At 66.3% G+C, this 18,843-nt stretch carries 18 protein-coding genes and 5 pseudogenes; 10 read left to right on the forward strand and 13 right to left on the reverse strand.

Features of this window, described 5'->3' with window-relative positions; all coding sequences use genetic code 11:
• Positions 1 to 100: 100 nt before the first annotated feature.
• A complete protein-coding gene (locus CSW59_RS20370; protein ID WP_099445777.1) occupies positions 101 to 694 on the reverse strand; it encodes a GNAT family N-acetyltransferase in 594 nt (197 codons plus the stop codon).
• A 156-nt stretch (positions 695 to 850) separates the two neighbouring features.
• Between CSW59_RS20370 and CSW59_RS20375 the strand changes: the two genes are divergently transcribed.
• Entirely contained in the window at positions 851 to 2,155 is a 1,305-nt protein-coding gene (locus tag CSW59_RS20375) for an acyl-CoA dehydrogenase family protein (RefSeq protein WP_099445778.1), read from the forward strand.
• A 7-nt stretch (positions 2,156 to 2,162) separates the two neighbouring features.
• On the opposite strand, the gene dgcA is transcribed toward CSW59_RS20375, so the two are convergent.
• Positions 2,163 to 3,164, reverse strand: a complete 1,002-nt coding sequence (dgcA, locus tag CSW59_RS20380) for an N-acetyl-D-Glu racemase DgcA (RefSeq protein ID WP_099445779.1) — start codon at positions 3,162 to 3,164, stop codon at positions 2,163 to 2,165.
• A gap of 30 nt (positions 3,165 to 3,194) precedes the next feature.
• On the reverse strand, positions 3,195 to 3,416 hold the full coding sequence (gene didA / locus CSW59_RS20385; RefSeq protein ID WP_099445813.1) for a DNA damage-induced SOS-independent cell division inhibitor A: 222 nt from the start codon (positions 3,414 to 3,416) through the stop codon (positions 3,195 to 3,197).
• Between the two features lie 129 nt (positions 3,417 to 3,545).
• Between didA and CSW59_RS20390 the strand changes: the two genes are divergently transcribed.
• Positions 3,546 to 3,854: a polyhydroxyalkanoic acid system family protein gene (locus tag CSW59_RS20390; RefSeq protein WP_099445780.1), complete on the forward strand. Its 309-nt coding sequence runs from the start codon at positions 3,546 to 3,548 to the stop codon at positions 3,852 to 3,854.
• Positions 3,855 to 3,857: 3 nt separating this feature from the next.
• On the opposite strand, the gene CSW59_RS20395 is transcribed toward CSW59_RS20390, so the two are convergent.
• Positions 3,858 to 4,712, reverse strand: a complete 855-nt coding sequence (locus CSW59_RS20395; RefSeq protein ID WP_099445781.1) for a sigma-70 family RNA polymerase sigma factor — start codon at positions 4,710 to 4,712, stop codon at positions 3,858 to 3,860.
• A 94-nt stretch (positions 4,713 to 4,806) separates the two neighbouring features.
• On the opposite strand from CSW59_RS20395, the gene CSW59_RS20400 reads away from it, so the two are divergent.
• Positions 4,807 to 5,280: a carboxymuconolactone decarboxylase family protein gene (locus tag CSW59_RS20400; protein WP_201722872.1), complete on the forward strand. Its 474-nt coding sequence runs from the start codon at positions 4,807 to 4,809 to the stop codon at positions 5,278 to 5,280.
• Positions 5,281 to 5,394: 114 nt separating this feature from the next.
• Here CSW59_RS20400 and CSW59_RS20405 read toward each other — a convergent pair whose 3' ends face one another.
• Positions 5,395 to 5,805 carry a DUF983 domain-containing protein gene (locus CSW59_RS20405; protein WP_099445783.1) on the reverse strand — a complete coding sequence of 137 codons (411 nt, stop codon included), beginning with the start codon at positions 5,803 to 5,805 and terminating at the stop codon, positions 5,395 to 5,397.
• 50 nt (positions 5,806 to 5,855) lie between these two features.
• Here CSW59_RS20405 and CSW59_RS20410 point away from each other — a divergent pair, with 50 nt between their 5' ends.
• Positions 5,856 to 7,220: a PLP-dependent aminotransferase family protein gene (locus CSW59_RS20410; protein ID WP_201722873.1), complete on the forward strand. Its 1,365-nt coding sequence runs from the start codon at positions 5,856 to 5,858 to the stop codon at positions 7,218 to 7,220.
• Between the two features lie 288 nt (positions 7,221 to 7,508).
• Here the strand turns inward: CSW59_RS20410 and CSW59_RS20415 are convergent, their stop codons facing one another.
• The 3 genes and pseudogenes from CSW59_RS20415 to CSW59_RS20420 form a co-directional block, all read right to left on the reverse strand.
• Positions 7,509 to 8,684, reverse strand: a complete 1,176-nt coding sequence (locus CSW59_RS20415; protein WP_099442224.1) for an IS481 family transposase — start codon at positions 8,682 to 8,684, stop codon at positions 7,509 to 7,511.
• Between the two features lie 89 nt (positions 8,685 to 8,773).
• Positions 8,774 to 8,912 (reverse strand): annotated as a pseudogene (locus tag CSW59_RS21575) (hypothetical protein); the annotation flags it as partial.
• Complete coding sequence (locus tag CSW59_RS20420) at positions 8,909 to 9,109, reverse strand: hypothetical protein (RefSeq protein ID WP_099445785.1); 201 nt, start codon at positions 9,107 to 9,109, stop codon at positions 8,909 to 8,911. The gene CSW59_RS20420 and the pseudogene CSW59_RS21575, both read right to left, overlap by 4 nt.
• A 157-nt stretch (positions 9,110 to 9,266) precedes the next feature.
• Here CSW59_RS20420 and CSW59_RS20425 point away from each other — a divergent pair, with 157 nt between their 5' ends.
• Positions 9,267 to 10,898, forward strand: a complete 1,632-nt coding sequence (locus CSW59_RS20425; protein ID WP_099445786.1) for an NAD(P)/FAD-dependent oxidoreductase — start codon at positions 9,267 to 9,269, stop codon at positions 10,896 to 10,898.
• 139 nt (positions 10,899 to 11,037) lie between these two features.
• On the forward strand, positions 11,038 to 12,177 hold the full coding sequence (locus CSW59_RS20430) for an aromatic ring-hydroxylating dioxygenase subunit alpha (protein ID WP_099445787.1): 1,140 nt from the start codon (positions 11,038 to 11,040) through the stop codon (positions 12,175 to 12,177).
• Here the strand turns inward: CSW59_RS20430 and CSW59_RS21580 are convergent.
• A pseudogene (locus CSW59_RS21580) lies at positions 12,160 to 12,238 on the reverse strand (hypothetical protein); the annotation flags it as partial. The gene CSW59_RS20430 and the pseudogene CSW59_RS21580 overlap by 18 nt on opposite strands.
• 57 nt (positions 12,239 to 12,295) lie before the next feature.
• Between CSW59_RS21580 and CSW59_RS20435 the strand changes: the two are divergent.
• The gene (locus tag CSW59_RS20435) at positions 12,296 to 12,907 is read left to right on the forward strand and encodes a TetR/AcrR family transcriptional regulator (RefSeq protein WP_369825802.1); all 612 of its coding nucleotides are present in this window, start codon (positions 12,296 to 12,298) and stop codon (positions 12,905 to 12,907) included.
• 290 nt (positions 12,908 to 13,197) lie between these two features.
• Here CSW59_RS20435 and CSW59_RS20440 read toward each other — a convergent pair whose 3' ends face one another.
• A complete protein-coding gene (locus tag CSW59_RS20440) occupies positions 13,198 to 13,434 on the reverse strand; it encodes a hypothetical protein (RefSeq protein ID WP_099442266.1) in 237 nt (78 codons plus the stop codon).
• Positions 13,435 to 13,745: 311 nt separating this feature from the next.
• Positions 13,746 to 15,206 (reverse strand): TonB-dependent receptor domain-containing protein, encoded by a 1,461-nt coding sequence (locus CSW59_RS20445; RefSeq protein ID WP_099445788.1) that lies wholly within the window; start codon positions 15,204 to 15,206, stop codon positions 13,746 to 13,748.
• A gap of 73 nt (positions 15,207 to 15,279) precedes the next feature.
• On the opposite strand from CSW59_RS20445, the gene CSW59_RS20450 reads away from it, so the two are divergent.
• The gene (locus tag CSW59_RS20450) at positions 15,280 to 16,749 is read left to right on the forward strand and encodes a TonB-dependent receptor domain-containing protein (RefSeq protein ID WP_236632285.1); all 1,470 of its coding nucleotides are present in this window, start codon (positions 15,280 to 15,282) and stop codon (positions 16,747 to 16,749) included.
• A 311-nt stretch (positions 16,750 to 17,060) separates the two neighbouring features.
• A complete protein-coding gene (locus CSW59_RS20455) occupies positions 17,061 to 17,297 on the forward strand; it encodes a hypothetical protein (RefSeq protein WP_099442266.1) in 237 nt (78 codons plus the stop codon).
• Positions 17,298 to 17,587: 290 nt separating this feature from the next.
• Here the strand turns inward: CSW59_RS20455 and CSW59_RS20460 are convergent.
• A pseudogene (locus CSW59_RS20460) lies at positions 17,588 to 18,198 on the reverse strand (TetR/AcrR family transcriptional regulator).
• A gap of 58 nt (positions 18,199 to 18,256) precedes the next feature.
• On the opposite strand from CSW59_RS20460, the pseudogene CSW59_RS21975 reads away from it, so the two are divergent.
• Positions 18,257 to 18,335: pseudogene (locus CSW59_RS21975) on the forward strand (hypothetical protein); the annotation flags it as partial.
• Here CSW59_RS21975 and CSW59_RS20465 read toward each other — a convergent pair.
• Positions 18,318 to 18,843 (reverse strand): annotated as a pseudogene (locus tag CSW59_RS20465) (RHO alpha subunit C-terminal catalytic domain-containing protein); the annotation flags it as partial. The pseudogenes CSW59_RS21975 and CSW59_RS20465 overlap by 18 nt on opposite strands.

An 18,843-nucleotide genomic window follows, 5' to 3' on the forward strand; every position in this document is an offset into this window, starting at 1 on the left:
AATTCGAAGACATGCCATCCCGCCCATGCGACGGAACTTATAGCGCCGAGTATTGCGAATTGCTTCTGGTAACTAATGCCGCGACAACGCGCCACAGACCTTAAACAAATGCCTCGGACAACCTGAAGTCTAAGCGCTGGCGAACGCCGGGCCAATCGTAGTCGGTGATCGAGAAGACGGCCGTGTCGCGGACGTGGCCGGTCCAGGTGATCTTGTGGTTGCGCAGCACGCCTTCCTTGGTCGCGCCCAGCTTCTGGATAGCGGCCTGGCTGCGGGCGTTACGCACGTCCGTGACCAGCTCGACCCGGATCGCGCCGCAGTCGAAGGCGTGGCCCAGCATGAGGCGCTTGCTCTCTGGATTGATCGGGCCCGACCGCGCCTCGGGATTGAGGAAGGTGGCGCCGATCTCGAGGCCGCAGTGGACACGGCGGATATTCAGGTAGCTGGAAGTGCCGATGACCTTGCCGTCCGACAGGCGGCGGATGGCGAAGCCGATCCGCTCGCCGCGATCGGTCTCGCCCTGCAGCGCGCCCCAGAAGTCGTCGAAACCTTCACCACAGCCATTGACCGACATGATCTCCCAGCTCTGGGGATCGCAGTCGACGGCGGCCTTCAGCTCGTCGCGGTGGTCGACAGTGACGGGTTCGAGCCGGACATGGCGGCCCTGCAGGATCTCAGCGGTCAGGTTCAGCATGTCGTCGTTGTCCGACAGGCGCGCGCCGATGACAAGTCGGCGGCCCGCAACTTACGCAAACGAACGCCGCCCTGCACGCTTGCCGCGCGCGGCATGGCGGTCTACAAATGCTTCAAACAAGTGTTTGAGATAAGCCCAGCGGGCAGAGGGAACGCCATGGACTTCGACATCTCCCCCAAGCAACGGGTCTTCCTGGACCGCGTCAACGCGTTCATGGACGAGCACGTCTATCCGGCGATCCCGGCCTACGAGGCCGAGATGAACGTCCTGGGCGCCGAGCGCTGGAAGGTCGTCCAGGTGGTCGAGGATCTGAAGAAGAAGGCCAAGGCTGCAGGTCTGTGGAACTTCTTCATGCCCCCGCACAGCGGCCAGACCCATGTCGACGACACCTTCGAATTCGAAGGCGAAGGACTGACCAACCTCGAGTACAGCCTGATCGCCGAACAGATGGGCAAGGTCGGCTTCGCATCCGAGGTCTTCAACTGCTCGGCCCCCGACACGGGCAATATGGAAGTGCTGATGCGCTACGGCACGCTGGCGCAGAAGGAGCGCTGGCTGCGGCCGCTGATGAACGGCGAGATCCGTTCGGCCTTCCTGATGACCGAGCCGGCGGTGGCCAGCTCGGACGCCACCAATATCGAGACCCGCATCGAGCGCGACGGCGACCACTATGTGATCAACGGCCGCAAGTGGTGGTCGTCCGGCGTGGGCGATCCGCGCTGCAAGGTGGCGATCGTGATGGGCAAGACCGATCCGACCGCCTCGTCGCACAGCCAGCAAAGCCAGGTCCTGGTGCCGCTGGACGCGCCAGGCATCGAGGTCGTCCGCATGCTACCGGTGTTCGGCTATGACGACGCCCCGCACGGCCACGCCGACGTGATCCTCAAGGACGTCCGCATCCCGGTCGAGGAGGCCCTCCTCCTGGGCGAAGGCCGCGGCTTCGAGATCGCGCAGGGCCGCCTTGGCCCCGGCCGCATCCACCACTGCATGCGCACGATCGGCGCGGCCGAGGTGGCGCTGGAGAAGATGGTCAAGCGCCTGATGACCCGCAAGGCGTTCGGCAAGTACATCTCCGACCACTCGGTCTGGGAGCAGCGCATCGCCGAGGCCCGTATCGACATCGAGATGTGCCGCCTGCTGTGCCTGAAGGCCGCCGACATGATGGACAAGGCCGGCAACAAGTCGGCCCGCCTCGAGATCGCGATGATCAAGGTCGCCGCCCCGCGCATCGCGCTCAAGGTGATCGACGACGCCATCCAGGCCCACGGCGGCGGCGGCGTCACCACCGACTTTGGCCTGGCCAAGCTCTATGCCGGCATCCGCACCCTGCGCTTGGCAGACGGTCCAGACGAGGTCCACTGCCGCACCATCGCCCGCATGGAAATGTCCAAGTACGGCGACCTCGCCTACAAGCAGAAGGCCGAACGCGACGCGGCCCTGCATGTGCCGGGGATTCGTTAGAGCGGGCCTAGAGACACAGGCCTTCGGCGCGCTTCCCATCTCCCCAGAACCCCGGCGCGGGCGGCGTGATCCGTCCGCGCCGCACCCGCAGTCCGCCGGGGTGATCCACCGCCAGCCACCAGGGGCCGTCGAGATCGGCGAAGTCGCTGGCGCCGCCCAGGTGCAGGGCTGGCGCGACGCCCAGGGACGAAGCGACCATGCAGCCGGTCATGACCTGGAAGTCCAGGGCTCGCGCGGCCTTCAGCAAGGCGAGCGCCTCGGTCAGGCCGCCGGTCTTGTCGAGCTTAAGATTGACCGCCTGATAGCGGCCGCGCAAAGCGGCCAGATCACCGCCCACGTGGACGCTCTCGTCGGCGCAGACGGTGAATGGCGGGTCCCAGCCTTCCAGCGCCTGATCCTGCCCGGCCGGCAGCGGCTGCTCGATCAAGGCGATCGGCAGGTCAGCCAGGAGAGGCTTCAGCTCCCGCAGGATGTCGAAGGTCCAGCCCTCGTTGGGATCGACGATGAAGCGCGAGTTCGGCGCGGCGGCCGCCACGGCGCGCAGGCGGGCGGCGGGGTCCTGCGCCGACAGCTTGATCTTGATCAGCGGCGCGTCGGCGACGGCGCGGGCAGCGGCCTCCATGGCCTCGGGCGTGTCCAGACTGATCGTGACGGCGGTGACGAGGTCGGTTGGGATCGGCAGGCTCGTGGCCTCCGCGACGCTGATCCCCGTGCGCCGCGCGCTTAGGTCCCAGAGGGCCAGATCGAGCGCATTGCGGGCCGCACCGGGCGGCAGGGCGGCGCGGCCGGCTTCCGGATCGGCGGCGGAGAGCGCCGGCGCCAGTTGGGCCAACACGCTGTCGACGCTCTCGCCATAGCGGGCATAGGGCACGCTCTCGCCGCGTCCGACATGGCCGTCAGCCTCGGCGATCACCTCGACCACATCGGCGGCGGTCTTGACCCCGCGCGAGATGCGGAACGGGGCCTTCAGCGGATGCGAGACCGGGCGGGCGGAAACGGCGATCGACATGACCGCAGGGATGGCGCCGTTCGGCCGCGATCACCAGCCCCAGCGACGGGGAATGGGCGAGTCCGCGCGGCGCTCGGCCATCACCTTCAGCGCCAGGGGCCGGTCGACGACGAACAGCGCCGCCCAGACCAGCAGCACGCCGGCATAGTGGATCGCGCCCAGCAGGCCGCTCGGGCGGCCCGGCCTGACGAAGCGAGGGCGGGTGAAGCGGCGCGGCGCGGCGAACGGCGGGGTGATGGCGAAATCGGTCATGTCGTCGCTCTTCTTGTCGAGGGGCCTCATTTGCGAGGATCACCTTGGTCTTCGCCTGCGCCAGAAACGGACGTATAGAACCGGGGTGTCCGGTTCGCGTTTCACCGGGCGAGCTTTCAGAGGATCGTCATGGCCAAGACCGTCAGCATCAACATCCCCCACCAACTGGGCGCGGCCGAGGCCAAGCGCCGCCTGGAAGACGGCCTATCGCAAATGGCCGGCCAGATCCCCGGCGGCGATCCCAGCCGCTTCAGCCAGAACTGGTCCGGCGACACCCTGAACTTCACGGCCGCCGCCATGGGCCAGACGATCACCGGCGTCGTCCAGGTGCTGGAGGACCACGCCCGCCTCGACGTCAGCCTGCCAGGCCTGTTGGGCATGGCCGCCGGCAAGATCAAGGACGAGCTCAACCGGCGAGGTCAGGCGTTGCTGAAGTAGCCGCTAGACCAGCGATACTTCCACCCGCTCCAACCGCTCCGGATCCCCTGCCACGAAGATTTCGACGATCCGGCCGTTCTCGACGCGGATGTCGAGCACGCGGTTCATCTGGCCAAGCGGGGCCACGACCGCGCCGATGGCGCCGTCGATGAGGGCCGTGCGGGCGGTCTGGGCCAGGCCGTTGTAGAAGTTGGCGACCTTTTCCGCCCCGCGCAGCTCGCGCACCTGGCCGCCGCCGCCCAGCACGTCGGAGCGGACCACAACGTCCGGCGCCAGCACCGCCATCAGGCCTGCCAGGTCCCCGGTGCGCGAGGCCAGCAGGAAGGCGTCGACAACGCTCTTCTGGGCCGTCTGGGTCGCGTCCAAGGCCTCACCGCCGCGCACCCGGCGACGGGCGCGGCTGGCCAGCTGGCGGGCGGCCTCGGGCGTGCGCTCGACGATCGGCGCGATCTCTTCGAACGGCAGGTCGAACAGGTCGTGTAGCACGAAGGCGATGCGTTCGGCGGGTGACAGGGCGCGCAACACCACCAAGAGCGCCAGCCCCACGGAGTCGGCCAGGATCGTCTCGCGCTCGATGGCGTCCTCGCCGCTGACCGAGGGCTCCGGACCGCCGTCCAGCGCGTCCTCGCGCCGCGCTTTGCGGCCGCGCAGCATGTCCAGGCAGACGCGCGAGGTCACGGTGGTCAGCCAGGCCGACAGGTTGTCGACGCCGTCTGCGCCGTTCCTTGACAGGCGCAGCCAGGCCTCCTGCACCGCGTCCTCGGCCTCGGGCAGCGAGCCCAGCATGCGGTAGGCGACGCCCCGCAGGCGAGCGCGGTCGGCTTCGAAACGCTCGGCGAGAAAGTTTTCTGGCGGCATCCGTCACATCGCTCCGTCGGGCTTCGTCACCTCTTCGACGAAACGAAATCGCCGGATGTGACCGGCGGCGTCAGCAAAGCTCAAGGAGACTTCTATGCAAGCTCGCCAAATGAACGCCAGGATGACCCAACCCGCCCACCTGCTGCCAGACGCCATGAAGGCGATGATGGCGCTATCCAAGTCCGCCTATGTCGAGGGCGTGCCCGACACCCTGCACGAACTGCTGCACCTGCGCGTCAGCCAGATCAACGGCTGCGGCGTCTGCCTGGAGATGCACGCCCGCGGGGCCCTGAAGTCCGGGCAAAGCCCCGAGCGCGTGGCCACGGTCGCCGGCTGGCGCGACACGCCCTACTTCACGGACGCCGAACGCGCCGCCCTAGCCCTGGCCGAGGCCGTGACCCGCGTCGCCGACAAGGCCGATCCGGTCTCGGACGAGGTCTGGAACGAGGCCGCCCGGCACTATGACGAGAAGGCTTTGGCCGGCCTTCTGATCAGCATCTGCGCGATCAACGTCTGGAACCGGCTCAATGCGGCGACGCGGCAGGTGGCGGGGACGCTGGGGGTGTAGCCTTCAAAACTGTCATCCCGGCCGCAGCGAAGCGGAGAGCCGGGACCTCGGAAAGCTCGGCATTTTCGGCGGTCCCGGCTCGGCGCGCGATGCGCTTGGCCGGGATGGCAGTTTCTAAAGCCGTCGCTCGTCGAACTCGTGCTTGCCCAGGCTCTCGAAGCGGCCTTCCTCGGCCTTGTTGATGTATTGCGCGGCGACCAGCCATGACTTCACGGGTCGCAAGGTCGCCAGGCAGCCCACGATCAGGGCCGGGAAGGTCGTGACCAGGTGCACCCAGATCGGCGGCTGCCAGACGACCTCCGCCCAGGCGAAGAAGGCCGTCACCACGATGCCGACGCCGCTCATCACGAAGAAAGCCGGGCCGTCGGCCGGGTCGGCGAAGCTGTAGTCCAGCCCGCACGCTTCGCACTTGGGCGCCAGCTTTAGGAAGCCCTGGAACAGCTTGCCCTGGCCGCAGCGAGGGCAGCAGCACTTGAGACCGGCCTCGACCGGGGTCGGAGAGTCGTAGAACACGTCGTCGGCCATCGAAGACCCCTTCCTACAATCGCAGGATTGATCCATACATTCTAGGCATAATGTATGGACGCAAGCTAATGGGCGCAACTAAGGGGTCACCGAATCTCGCCGCCGCGTGGTTACGCCACACTCAGGCGCTGGAGGGGCCCGCCTACCGCCGGATCGCCCAGGCCCTGGAAAACGCGGTGACCGACGGCGAGCTGCAGCCGGGCGATCAAATCCCGCCTCAGCGGGAGATCGCCCGACGGCTGGGCATCGACTTCACCACCGTCACCCGCGCCTACGCCCTGGCGCGCGAGCGCGGGCTCATCGAAGGGACGACCGGGCGCGGCACTTTCATCCGCTCACGGACGGAAGCGGACGAGGCCGGCCTCGTGGATCTGTCGATGAACCTGCCGCCGCCGCCCGCAGGCCTGAACCTGGCGACCCTGCTGCACGAGACCACGACGGCGATCCTGGCCCGCACCGATCCGGCGACGCTGATGGCCTATCACCCGGGCGCGGGCTCGTTGGCGCAGAGGACAGCCGGCGCGGCCTGGCTGGCGCTAAGTCTCGGGCAGGTCGATCCAACCCGCGTCGTCGTGGCCAGCGGCGCCCAGACCGCGCTCTCGGCCTTGCTCGACCACCTGACCACGCCCGGCGATACGATCCTGGCCGAAGCCTTCGCCTATCCGGGGCTGCTGGCGACAGCGGCGCGGCGGGGGCTGACGGTGGTCGGCTGCGCCCTCGACGAGCAAGGGCTGGAGCCGGAGGCCCTGGCGCGACTGATCGCCGAGCACCGCCCTCGCCTCCTCTGCTGCACCCCGACCTTCCAGAATCCGACGGCGGCGACCATGAGCCTCTCTCGCCGAGAGGCGGTCGTGGCGCTCGCCCGCGCGGCTGGGGTGATGATCATCGAGGACGACGCCTACGGCCTGCTGCCCGCCGCGCCTCCGCCTGCCCTGGCCAGCCTTTGGCCAGAGGGCGTGTTCCATGTCGCCACCACCGCCAAGACGCTCTCGCCCGGGCTACGCGTGGCCTATGTCGTGACGCCGCCCGGACGGGCCGAGAGCTTCGCGGGCGCCCTGCACGCGATCGCCCAGATGCCGCCGCCGCTGATGGCGGCCGTGGCGACCAGCTGGATTCGCGAGGGCGTGGCCGCGCGGGTGCTCGCCGGCGTGCGCGAAGAGGCCGTGGCGCGGCGGGCGCTGGCGGCCGAGCTTTTGCCGGCCGCCGTGGGCGGAGCCGAGAGCCTGCATGTCTGGCTTACGGACGCCCGGGCCGACTGGGCGGCGAAGGAACGTGGCCTGGCGCTGGTGGGCGCGGAGGCGTTCAGAGCGCCGGGCGTCTCGGGCGAAGGGCTGAGAATCTCGCTGGGCGCGGCGGGTAAGCGCGCGACCCTGGCGCGGGGGCTGCGCGAAGTCTCAAATATCAAAGCAATATGAAAAACAGCTTCGGGATTTGCGAAATTTCCGACAAGCTTTTATTCAATATTGCGATTCTGGATATTGACTATGGCTGATCGTGGAAACCAACCTTACGGCCGTATTTGCCTCTTCGGGACAACCATGGACTACGAATTCCAGGGGAACGATGTTTTCTTGACTACCGATGATGGAAATCGGCGCGTGGGAACGATAGACGGCCTCACCGTCACCTTGGACGATGGCCGTGCTCTATCGTTACAAGCGGTCTAATTTTTCAATTCCACCCGTCATTCCCGCCCTTGTTGTTCAGACCGGGTAGATAGCGGACACCTGTTCGGAGACATGGCGGACACTTTTGGGAAGGGTCAAGTCGATGGTTGCGATCTGGTGTGAGGCGAAGAAGACGCCGTAGAGGCCGTCGCGTTCCAGGGGGCGCAGAGCGAGGGTTTCGCCTTGGAAGGCCTTAGGGACCCGCCAGAAGCGGCCCTTGAACTGGACGTAGGCCTTGGTGGTGGAGACGGTGCGGAGGATATCGGCGCTGTCGTACTGGGGCTGGGGGGCTTGGCGGGGCATGGATCTTGGGCTGGTCCGATAGCGACTGGCGGGACAAGCCTGGTCGAGCGCTTCGTGGGGACGCTCGTGATTGTAGAGTTCGCGCCAGCGATCCAGGGCGCGCTGGACCTGAGCGAAACTGTCGAAGGGCTGCAGGTCGAAGACCTCGGCGGCCAGGGAGCGGTGGAAGCGCTCGATCTTGCCCCGGCTCTGAGGATGGTAGGGGCGGCTGTAGAGCACCTGGACGCCCAGCTTGAGCAGCCAGACAGCCAGTCGCGTCCAACGCTCGCCACTGGCCTCGCCCCAGGGCGGTCCATTGTCGACGAAGAAGGCCTGAGGCAGGCCGTGATGGCGGAAAGCCCGCTCCAGGTGAGCCTTGACGGTGGCGCCGCGCTGGTCGGCGCAAGCCTGCAGGCCAAGCGAAAAGCGCGAATGGTCGTCCAGGATCGTCAGCGGATGGCAGCGCTCGCCGTTGGTCAGCTTGATCCAGCCCTTGAAGTCCATCTGCCAAAGCTCGTTGGGATGGCTCTTCTCGAACCGGTTCCAGGCCTTGCCCGGTGAGGGCGGGAAAGCCTCGATCAACCCATGCCGGCGCAGGATCGCGTGCACCGTCGACACCGCGGGCGCGGCCGTTCCGCGCGCCTCCAGCCAGGCCTTCAGCTTGCGCGCCCCCCAGGCCGGATGCGCCTCCCGCGCCGTCAGCACCGCAGCCTCGATCTCCGATGAGCTGCGTCCTGGGCTCTCACGCGGTCGACGCGAGCGGTCCGCCAGCCCCTCATCCCCCGCCGCCGCCCGCGCCAGCCACTTGTAGCCCACGTCCGGACTTATCCCGAACCGACGGCATAGCTCCCGCCGGTTGGCTCCCTCCAGCAGCGCAAGCCTGACAAACGCCCGCCGCTCTTCCATCGCCGACACCTCGCGCCAAGGCATGGACCGCACTCCTCAAGAGCCTCATCCAGCCGATGATGTGTCAGCTATCTCCCCGAACAACCGTCAGGCATGTCCCCGGTCTGAACACTTGTGGCGGGAACCCCTGGTTCAGCTGATACGTGAGATGCAAGCGGACTGCTCAGCAGTCCGCCCCTCCCGCACCTGCGGCCGATAGAGAGGTTCCCGCCACAAGGGCGGGAATGACGGGAGATAATGGTGTCGGCTCAGTACTCTCCGTCATCCTCTTCGCCCTCGCCGCCTTCCTCGCCGCCCATGGCGTTCTCAAGGCTGTCGATGATGTCGTCCATCTGGTCGGCCGTGATCGAGACGTAAAGCGACTCCCCGCCGATGGCCGAGACCAGCAGACGGTAGCCGTCCTCGGTCTCCTGCAGGCTGAACGACTGGAGCGGCAGAAGCTTGGCCATGAGGTGGGATCCTTCCCGGAAAGAGAAGGCGCTGATCTAGAGGCGCAGACGCGCGGATTCAACGCACATTGGCGCCACGACGTGGCGTGGGTCGCCGCCCCTTGCCTATTGTACGATCGTACAGCAACACTCCTCCATCACTCCGGAGAGAACAACCATGGCCGCGACCCAGACCCGCGACGCCGTCATCATCGGCGGGGGGCATAACGGCCTCGTCTGCGCCTTCTACCTGGCCAAGGCGGGATTGAAGGTCACTGTCTGCGAGGCGCGGGGCGTGGTCGGCGGGGCGGCGGTGACCGAGGAATTCCACCCGGGCTTTCGCAACTCGGTGGCCAGTTACACGGTCAGCCTGCTGAACCCGCGCGTGATCGCCGACATGGGCCTGCGCGAACTGGGCCTAACCTTCCTGGAGCGGCCGATCTCGAACTTCCTGCCGATCAGCGACGACAAGTACATCAAGCTGGGCGGGGGCCTGGAGCGCACCCAGGAGGAATTCCGCAAGTACAGCCGCCGCGACGCCGAGGTGCTGCCGGCCTACTATGCCATGCTGGACGAGATCGGTGACGTGCTGCGCGCCTTCGCCCAGGAGACGCCACCGAACCTGGGCGACGGCCTGCCCGGGTTCCTGCGCGCCCTGCGCCAGGGCGGGCGTCTGGCGATGCTGCCGCGCGAGCGCAAGCGTGACCTGCTGGATCTTTTCACCAAGAGCGCCCGCGACGTGCTGGACGGCTGGTTCGAGAGCGATCCGGTCAAGGCCGCCTTCGGCTTCGACGCCGTGGTCGGCAACTTCGCCAGCCCCGACACACCGGGCTCGGCCTATGTGCTGCTGCACCACACCTTCGGCGAGGTGAACGGCAAGAAGGGCGCCTGGGGCCACGCGGTCGGCGGCATGGGCTCGATCACCCAGGCCATGGCCAAGGCCTGCGAGGCGGCTGGGGTCGAGATCCTGCTCGACGCGCCAGTCGAGGCGGTTCACGTGGATGGAAAAAAGGCCGTCGGCGTGCAGCTAGTCGATGGCCGCCAGATCATGGCCCCGATCGTCAGCGCCAACGTCAATCCGGCCCTGCTGTACAAAAAGCTGGTCCCGCCCTCGGCCCTCGCGCCCGACTTCCGCAAGACGGTGGACGGCTACAAGAACGGGTCGGGCACGTTCAGGATGAACGTGGCCTTGTCCGAGCTGCCCAGCTTCACCTGCCTGCCGGGCAAGGACGCGGCCGAGCATCACCAGTCGGGCATCGTGATCGCGCCCAGCCTGGACTACATGGACGCGGCCTATCGCGACGCCAAGGCGGGCGGGATCAGCAAGGCGCCGATCGTTGAAATCCTGATCCCCTCGACCATCGACCCGTCCCTGGCCCCGCCCGGCCAGCACGTGGCCAGCCTGTTCTGTCAGCAGTTCGCTCCCACCCTGCCAGACGGCCGGTCGTGGGACGACGAGCGCGAGGCAGCGGCCGACCTGATCATCAACACGGTCGAACGCTGGGCGCCGGGCTTCAAGGCTTCCGTTCTGGGGCGGATGATCCTGTCGCCGCTGGATCTGGAGCGAAAGTTCGGCCTGATCGGCGGCGACATCATGCACGGCCACATGTCGCTGGATCAGCTGTGGGCCACCCGCCCCTTCCTCGGCCACGCCAGCCACCGCGCGCCGATCGCCGGGCTCTACATGTGCGGAGCTGGGACCCATCCGGGCGGCGGAGTCTCGGGCAATCCGGGGCGGAACGCGGCGCGCGAGATCCTGCGCGACAAGGACTTCACGATGGCGGTGAAGCTGTCGGTGGAGGGGCGGTGATGGCTCGCGATCAAACTCTGTCATCCCGGGCGAAGCGAAGCGCGGACCCGGGACCGCGACAAGCGCCAGCGCTTTGGGTGGTCCCGGCTCTCCGCGCTCCGCGCTCCGGTCGGGATGACAGTGAAGGGAGCGGAAACTCATGACCGCTATCCCCAACGACGATCCCTTGGCAAACTGGGGCCTGCCGGGCTGGACCTACCACTCCGAGCGGTTCTTTCGCGAAGAGCAGGAGAAGATCTTCCGGCCCTCGTGGCAGATCGTCTGCCATCTGAACGACATCCCCAAACCCGGCGACTTCCACACCTTCGACTTCGTCGGCGAGAGCCTGGTCGTGGTGCGCGGCAAGGACGGCGGCGCGCGGGCCTTCGCCAATGTCTGCCGGCACCGGGGCGCGCGGCTGCTGGACGGGCCGGTGGGCCACTGCGGCCGGATCGTCTGCCCCTATCACGCCTGGACCTACGACCTGGAAGGCCGACTGATCGGCGTGCCGATGCGCGAGGACTATCCGGCGCTCGACATGGCCAAGGAGGGGCTGGCCAAGGTCGAGGTCGAGATTTGGCGCGGGTTCGTCTTCGTGCGCCTGGAAGGGGAAGGCCCCAGCGTCGCCACGATGATGGCGCCCTACGAGCACGAGGTCGCCCACTACCGCTTCGAGGACCTGCAGCCGTTCGGCCGGGTGACGCTTCGCCCCCGCCCGGTGAACTGGAAAAACATCAGCGACAACTATTCCGACGGCCTGCACATCCCCGTCGCCCATCCCGGCCTGACGCGGCTGTTCGGCAAGGGCTATGGCGTCGAGGCCCACACCTTCGTCGACAAGATGTGGGGCCAGCTGATCGACGAGCCGTCGCGCAATCCGTCCGAGCGCCTCTACCAGGACATCCTGCCCGACGTCCCGCACCTGCCGGCCGACCGCAAGCGGCTGTGGACCTATTTCAAGCTGTGGCCGAACTTCGCCTTCGACATCTATCCAGACCAGGTGGACTTCATGCAGTTCATCCCGGTCTCGGCGACCCAGACGATGATCCGCGAGATCGCCTACGCCCTGCCCGACGAGCGGCGCGAGATGAAGGCAGCGCGCTATCTGAACTGGCGCATCAACCGGCAGGTCAACGCCGAGGACACAGAGCTGGTCGCCCGCGTGCAGCAGGGCATGGCCTCGCGGACGTTCACGGCGGGGCCGCTGGCGACCAGCGAGGTGAGCTTGCGCAGCTTTGGCCGGAAATTGCGGGCGCTGGTTCCGGAGGCGCGGATGCCGAGGCCGCCGGAGGGGTGGTGAGGCTGCTGAGCGCCCCCTCCACCGCTTCGCGGTCCCCCTCCCCCGTTTCACGGGGGAGGATGACGCGGTTCCTCCTCACCCGCGAAGCGGGGGAGGTGGCGCGGCGCGAATACGCGCCGTGACGGAGGGGGCGCAAAAGCGCGCCGCCTTCACCCGCGCCGCCCCCGACGTCCGCCGCCAGGACTTGGTCGCCGCCGCCGAGAGCGTGCTGGCGCGCGAAGGCGTGGGCGGAGCCTCGGTGCGGGCGATCTGCGCCGAGGCGGGGGTCTCGCCGGGCCTGCTGCGTCATTATTTCGAGGGCGTCGACGAGTTAATCGCCTGCGCTTATGAGACCGTCGGCCAGCGGATCGACGGGGCGCTGGAGGCCGCCCTCGCCGCCGCGCCGCCCACGCCACGCGCACGGCTCCTGGCCTATCTGACCGCCAGCTTCGCGCCGCCGGTGCTGGACCCCAACCTGCTGGCCGCCTGGATCGGCTTCTGGAGTCTCGTGAAGACCAAGCAGCGCATGGCCGCCATCCACGCCGCTTCCTACGCCGATTTCCGGGCGCGGCTTGAGCGGCTGCTCGCCGAGGCGGGCGCGCGAGACACGCGCCCAGCAGCGATCGCCCTGACCGCGACCGTGGACGGACTATGGCTGGAGCTGTGCCTGGATCCGACGACCTTCGGCCCGGGCGAAGCGGCGGGAATCATCGCCCGCGCCCTGGGAGCTTGGCTCCCGGAAGAGACTTAAAGTTTCCAGTCTTCCCAGCGAAAACCGGGAATGGAAGACGCTGGGGCTCGCTGTCGTTGCAGCGCCAATCCCACCACCCCTGCGCTTCAGTTTCGGCTTTCGCCGGGAAGACCGGGCGCCCCCTTCTCTTGGACCGTAATGTCCGCCCTCGGCTTTTTTGGGGCGGCGCTACGCTCGATCCTTATTGGGCATGTCCGCCGACCCGTTACGCGGTCGCGGAGATCACACTCTGAACACTTGGCCGAAGACCTTCCGCACGTCTTGCACGACTTCGCGCAAGCGCGAAAGGCCTAGGCCGCCGCTTGGTGGGCGGCGCGGTTGCGCCCCCAGGCCGGGGTGCGGATTTCCGGCTCGAACACGTGAACCTCGGCCTTGCGGCCCTGCTCACGCATGTGGCGCGCCAGCAATTGGGCCAGGGCTTCGGCTTCGTGTTGCGAGGAATAGCAGCCGATCTTTTCGGCCGAGTCGTTCCAAGACACATGCCACACACCAGCGACGGGGCGGACGTAGTAGTGATTCTCGGTCATAGCGACCTCCTGGGACGACTTAACGTGGTGATAACCACGTTTACATGACAGTTGTTTCGCGACTGCACAATCAAATTGCGCTGCAATGCACAATGCATGATCCGGGCCAGTCGGAGATGTGCGGTTTTTCACCGTCGACGAGTAATCGCCATTTCGTCCAATCCCTTGTGCGGCTTGGGCTTTAGCCGATTTCGCGTGGCGAACCGTGGAGCCATGAATGTCCCTATCCGAGCCAGGAGGCAGGCCCTGCCCCGGATAGGGGTCTCAAATCAGGACGTGGCGACCCAAGAGCCGCCTCATCCGTTGGGGGCTTAGAAGGCGGCCGAGAGGGTGATCTGCGCCGTGCGATGCGGGCCGGGGCGGTAGTTGGCCGCGCCGGTCACGACGGTGGAGATCGTGCCCAGATAGTCCTTGTCGAAGATGTTATCGACGTTGATCCGGGCCTTGATGTCCTTCAGGGCGCCGTAGTTGAAGCCTTCCCCAAGGTCCACGTACATGTTGAACAGCGTATAGCCCTTGGTCTTCTCGTTGTTCATGAAGTTGCTGTAGCGATCGCTGATGTGGCGGGTGGACAGGTTGATCACCGCCCACTCGACCGGCTCGAACGTCACGCCAGCCTGGATGGCGATCTCGGGGAAGTCCGGAACGCTCTTGCCCTCCAAGTCGTAGTTCGTGACCGCCGTAGCGCTACGAACCGAGAAGCCGTCCTCGAACACCGATTTGTTATACGAGGCGTTGGTGTTGAAGTAGATCTTGCCGCCCAGCGCTTCCGGCTTCCACTGGCCGCTGAACTCCAAGCCATAGGCGTGTACGCCGCCGACGTTCTGATAGTAGGTCTCCAGGCTTGTGGTGCCCGGCAGGTATTCGCTGAACGACTGCAGGCGGTTTTTAAAGCTGGTGTAGTAGGTCACGATCGACGCGTTAAACGTCGGGTGGTTGGCGCGGTAGCCCAGCTCGATATTCTTCGAGGTCTCAGCCTTCGGCGTGGGCACATTCGTGGTCGCCGGCGTATAGTAGACCGCGTCGGCGCCGCGCGGCAGCGACATGTTCTCGGAATACGACGTGAACACCTGGCCGCGGCCGATCGTGTAGACCGCGCCCACCTGCGGCAGGAAGAGGTCCTCCCAGGTGGTCCGCAGATTAGCGGTCTGGCTGAAGCGGAAGTCCTCGCGGTTGCGCTTGCCCAGCATCTGGTAGTCGACACTCAGCATGCGGAAGCCCGCGTCGACCTTCAGCTTGCCGTCCGCCAGCACGATGGTGTCCTTCAGGAAGCCTTCCCAGGTGTCGCGCTTAGAGGTGTAGTTGCGCGTGCGATAGACGGGCTGGCTGAAGTTCGGCGCGCCTTCCGGCGAGCCGTCGGCGACGTTGTAGGTGTTCGACAGCTGGTGGTAGTCGTCGTCCTCATACCAGACGCCGCCCTCGATCTTGTGATCGCCGAAAGTCCAGCTCAGCTTACCGGTCGCGCCCTTGCGGATGCCGTCGATCTGCGAGATGCCAAATTGCAGGCCCAGCGGGGCGTTTAGGCCCGTCACCACGGCTCTCTGCTGGTTGTAGTAGGTCAGCGCCGTGTCATAGCCCACGCCGCTGGAGCCCCAGCCGTCCTTCTTTTCGTAATAGACCGTGCCGGTGAAGCGCAGGTTGTCGCCGAGGTCCTTGTCCAGGTTCACGCCATAGAGGTGGTCGCTCCGGGCGTTCAGACCGAACTTGTAGTACTGGGCATAGGCGGCGTTCGAGTACTTCAGGCCGCTCGATGTCGGCGGCAGGTTGGCGATATAGCCACATAGCCGAAGTCACGCCCCTTGCGGCCAAGACATCTATGGCCGCAAGGGGCGTGACTTCGGCTATGTGGGCTATATCGCCAACCTGCCGCCGACATCGAGCGGCCTGAAGTACTCGAACGCCGCCTATGCCCAGTACTACAAGTTCGGTCTGAACGCCCGGAGCGACCACCTCTATGGCGTGAACCTGGACAAGGACCTCGGCGACAACCTGCGCTTCACCGGCACGGTCTATTACGAAAAGAAGGACGGCTGGGGCTCCAGCGGCGTGGGCTATGACACGGCGCTGACCTACTACAACCAGCAGAGAGCCGTGGTGACGGGCCTAAACGCCCCGCTGGGCCTGCAATTTGGCATCTCGCAGATCGACGGCATCCGCAAGGGCGCGACCGGTAAGCTGAGCTGGACTTTCGGCGATCACAAGATCGAGGGCGGCGTCTGGTATGAGGACGACGACTACCACCAGCTGTCGAACACCTACAACGTCGCCGACGGCTCGCCGGAAGGCGCGCCGAACTTCAGCCAGCCCGTCTATCGCACGCGCAACTACACCTCTAAGCGCGACACCTGGGAAGGCTTCCTGAAGGACACCATCGTGCTGGCGGACGGCAAGCTGAAGGTCGACGCGGGCTTCCGCATGCTGAGTGTCGACTACCAGATGCTGGGCAAGCGCAACCGCGAGGACTTCCGCTTCAGCCAGACCGCTAATCTGCGGACCACCTGGGAGGACCTCTTCCTGCCGCAGGTGGGCGCGGTCTACACGATCGGCCGCGGCCAGGTGTTCACGTCGTATTCCGAGAACATGTCGCTGCCGCGCGGCGCCGACGCGGTCTACTATACGCCGGCGACCACGAATGTGCCCACGCCGAAGGCTGAGACCTCGAAGAATATCGAGCTGGGCTACCGCGCCAACCACCCGACGTTTAACGCGTCGATCGTGACCTACTACACCAGCTTTAAAAACCGCCTGCAGTCGTTCAGCGAATACCTGCCGGGCACCACAAGCCTGGAGACCTACTATCAGAACGTCGGCGGCGTACACGCCTATGGCTTGGAGTTCAGCGGCCAGTGGAAGCCGGAAGCGCTGGGCGGCAAGATCTACTTCAACACCAACGCCTCGTATAACAAATCGGTGTTCGAGGACGGCTTCTCGGTTCGTAGCGCTACGGCGGTCACGAACTACGACTTGGAGGGCAAGAGCGTTCCGGACTTCCCCGAGATCGCCATCCAGGCTGGCGTGACGTTCGAGCCGGTCGAGTGGGCGGTGATCAACCTGTCCACCCGCCACATCAGCGATCGCTACAGCAACTTCATGAACAACGAGAAGACCAAGGGCTATACGCTGTTCAACATGTACGTGGACCTTGGGGAAGGCTTCAACTACGGCGCCCTGAAGGACATCAAGGCCCGGATCAACGTCGATAACATCTTCGACAAGGACTATCTGGGCACGATCTCCACCGTCGTGACCGGCGCGGCCAACTACCGCCCCGGCCCGCATCGCACGGCGCAGATCACCCTCTCGGCCGCCTTCTAAGCCCCCAACGGATGAGGCGGCTCTTGGGTCGCCACGTCCTGATTTGAGACCCCTATCCGGGGCAGGGCCTGCCTCCTGGCTCGGATAGGGACATTCATGGCTCCACGGTTCGCCACGCGAAATCGGCTAAAGCCCAAGCCGCACAAGGGATTGGACGAAATGGCGATTACTCGTCGACGGTGAAAAACCGCACATCTCCGACTGGCCCGGATCATGCATTGTGCATTGCAGCGCAATTTGATTGTGCAGTCGCGAAACAACTGTCATGTAAACGTGGTTATCACCACGTTAAGTCGTCCCAGGAGGTCGCTATGACCGAGAATCACTACTACGTCCGCCCCGTCGCTGGTGTGTGGCATGTGTCTTGGAACGACTCGGCCGAAAAGATCGGCTGCTATTCCTCGCAACACGAAGCCGAAGCCCTGGCCCAATTGCTGGCGCGCCACATGCGTGAGCAGGGCCGCAAGGCCGAGGTTCACGTGTTCGAGCCGGAAATCCGCACCCCGGCCTGGGGGCGCAACCGCGCCGCCCACCAAGCGGCGGCCTAGGCCTTTCGCGCTTGCGCGAAGTCGTGCAAGACGTGCGGAAGGTCTTCGGCCAAGTGTTCAGAGTGTGATCTCCGCGACCGCGTAACGGGTCGGCGGACATGCCCAATAAGGATCGAGCGTAGCGCCGCCCCAAAAAAGCCGAGGGCGGACATTACGGTCCAAGAGAAGGGGGCGCCCGGTCTTCCCGGCGAAAGCCGAAACTGAAGCGCAGGGGTGGTGGGATTGGCGCTGCAACGACAGCGAGCCCCAGCGTCTTCCATTCCCGGTTTTCGCTGGGAAGACTGGAAACTTTAAGTCTCTTCCGGGAGCCAAGCTCCCAGGGCGCGGGCGATGATTCCCGCCGCTTCGCCCGGGCCGAAGGTCGTCGGATCCAGGCACAGCTCCAGCCATAGTCCGTCCACGGTCGCGGTCAGGGCGATCGCTGCTGGGCGCGTGTCTCGCGCGCCCGCCTCGGCGAGCAGCCGCTCAAGCCGCGCCCGGAAATCGGCGTAGGAAGCGGCGTGGATGGCGGCCATGCGCTGCTTGGTCTTCACGAGACTCCAGAAGCCGATCCAGGCGGCCAGCAGGTTGGGGTCCAGCACCGGCGGCGCGAAGCTGGCGGTCAGATAGGCCAGGAGCCGTGCGCGTGGCGTGGGCGGCGCGGCGGCGAGGGCGGCCTCCAGCGCCCCGTCGATCCGCTGGCCGACGGTCTCATAAGCGCAGGCGATTAACTCGTCGACGCCCTCGAAATAATGACGCAGCAGGCCGGCGAGACCCCCGCCTCGGCGCAGATCGCCCGCACCGAGGCTCCGCCCACGCCTTCGCGCGCCAGCACGCTCTCGGCGGCGGCGACCAAGTCCTGGCGGCGGACGTCGGGGGCGGCGCGGGTGAAGGCGGCGCGCTTTTGCGCCCCCTCCGTCACGGCGCGTATTCGCGCCGCGCCACCTCCCCCCGCTTCGCGGGTGAGGAGGAACCGCGTCATCCTCCCCCGTGAAACGGGGGAGGGGGACCGCGAAGCGGTGGAGGGGGCGCTCAGCAGCCTCACCACCCCTCCGGCGGCCTCGGCATCCGCGCCTCCGGAACCAGCGCCCGCAATTTCCGGCCAAAGCTGCGCAAGCTCACCTCGCTGGTCGCCAGCGGCCCCGCCGTGAACGTCCGCGAGGCCATGCCCTGCTGCACGCGGGCGACCAGCTCTGTGTCCTCGGCGTTGACCTGCCGGTTGATGCGCCAGTTCAGATAGCGCGCTGCCTTCATCTCGCGCCGCTCGTCGGGCAGGGCGTAGGCGATCTCGCGGATCATCGTCTGGGTCGCCGAGACCGGGATGAACTGCATGAAGTCCACCTGGTCTGGATAGATGTCGAAGGCGAAGTTCGGCCACAGCTTGAAATAGGTCCACAGCCGCTTGCGGTCGGCCGGCAGGTGCGGGACGTCGGGCAGGATGTCCTGGTAGAGGCGCTCGGACGGATTGCGCGACGGCTCGTCGATCAGCTGGCCCACATCTTGTCGACGAAGGTGTGGGCCTCGACGCCATAGCCCTTGCCGAACAGCCGCGTCAGGCCGGGATGGG

It is taken from the genome of Caulobacter sp. BP25 (genome assembly GCF_002737755.1).
GTDB lineage: Bacteria > Pseudomonadota > Alphaproteobacteria > Caulobacterales > Caulobacteraceae > Caulobacter.

What these genes read in the sequence shown, in the direction of transcription:
- didA (WP_099445813.1), bottom strand. Translation starts at nt 3,416, where the DNA reads ATGACCGATTTCGCCATCACCCCGCCGTTCGCCGCGCCGCGCCGCTTC.
- CSW59_RS20375 (WP_099445778.1), top strand. Translation starts at nt 851, where the DNA reads ATGGACTTCGACATCTCCCCCAAGCAACGGGTCTTCCTGGACCGCGTC.
- CSW59_RS20370 (WP_099445777.1), bottom strand. Translation starts at nt 694, where the DNA reads ATGCTGAACCTGACCGCTGAGATCCTGCAGGGCCGCCATGTCCGGCTC.
- CSW59_RS20410 (WP_201722873.1), top strand. Translation starts at nt 5,856, where the DNA reads ATGTATGGACGCAAGCTAATGGGCGCAACTAAGGGGTCACCGAATCTC.
- CSW59_RS20390 (WP_099445780.1), top strand. Translation starts at nt 3,546, where the DNA reads ATGGCCAAGACCGTCAGCATCAACATCCCCCACCAACTGGGCGCGGCC.
- CSW59_RS20405 (WP_099445783.1), bottom strand. Translation starts at nt 5,805, where the DNA reads ATGGCCGACGACGTGTTCTACGACTCTCCGACCCCGGTCGAGGCCGGT.
- CSW59_RS20400 (WP_201722872.1), top strand. Translation starts at nt 4,807, where the DNA reads ATGCAAGCTCGCCAAATGAACGCCAGGATGACCCAACCCGCCCACCTG.
- CSW59_RS20420 (WP_099445785.1), bottom strand. Translation starts at nt 9,109, where the DNA reads ATGGCCAAGCTTCTGCCGCTCCAGTCGTTCAGCCTGCAGGAGACCGAG.
- CSW59_RS20440 (WP_099442266.1), bottom strand. Translation starts at nt 13,434, where the DNA reads ATGACCGAGAATCACTACTACGTCCGCCCCGTCGCTGGTGTGTGGCAT.
- CSW59_RS20395 (WP_099445781.1), bottom strand. Translation starts at nt 4,712, where the DNA reads ATGCCGCCAGAAAACTTTCTCGCCGAGCGTTTCGAAGCCGACCGCGCT.
- CSW59_RS20430 (WP_099445787.1), top strand. Translation starts at nt 11,038, where the DNA reads ATGACCGCTATCCCCAACGACGATCCCTTGGCAAACTGGGGCCTGCCG.
- CSW59_RS20415 (WP_099442224.1), bottom strand. Translation starts at nt 8,684, where the DNA reads ATGCCTTGGCGCGAGGTGTCGGCGATGGAAGAGCGGCGGGCGTTTGTC.
- dgcA (WP_099445779.1), bottom strand. Translation starts at nt 3,164, where the DNA reads ATGTCGATCGCCGTTTCCGCCCGCCCGGTCTCGCATCCGCTGAAGGCC.
- CSW59_RS20425 (WP_099445786.1), top strand. Translation starts at nt 9,267, where the DNA reads ATGGCCGCGACCCAGACCCGCGACGCCGTCATCATCGGCGGGGGGCAT.
- CSW59_RS20455 (WP_099442266.1), top strand. Translation starts at nt 17,061, where the DNA reads ATGACCGAGAATCACTACTACGTCCGCCCCGTCGCTGGTGTGTGGCAT.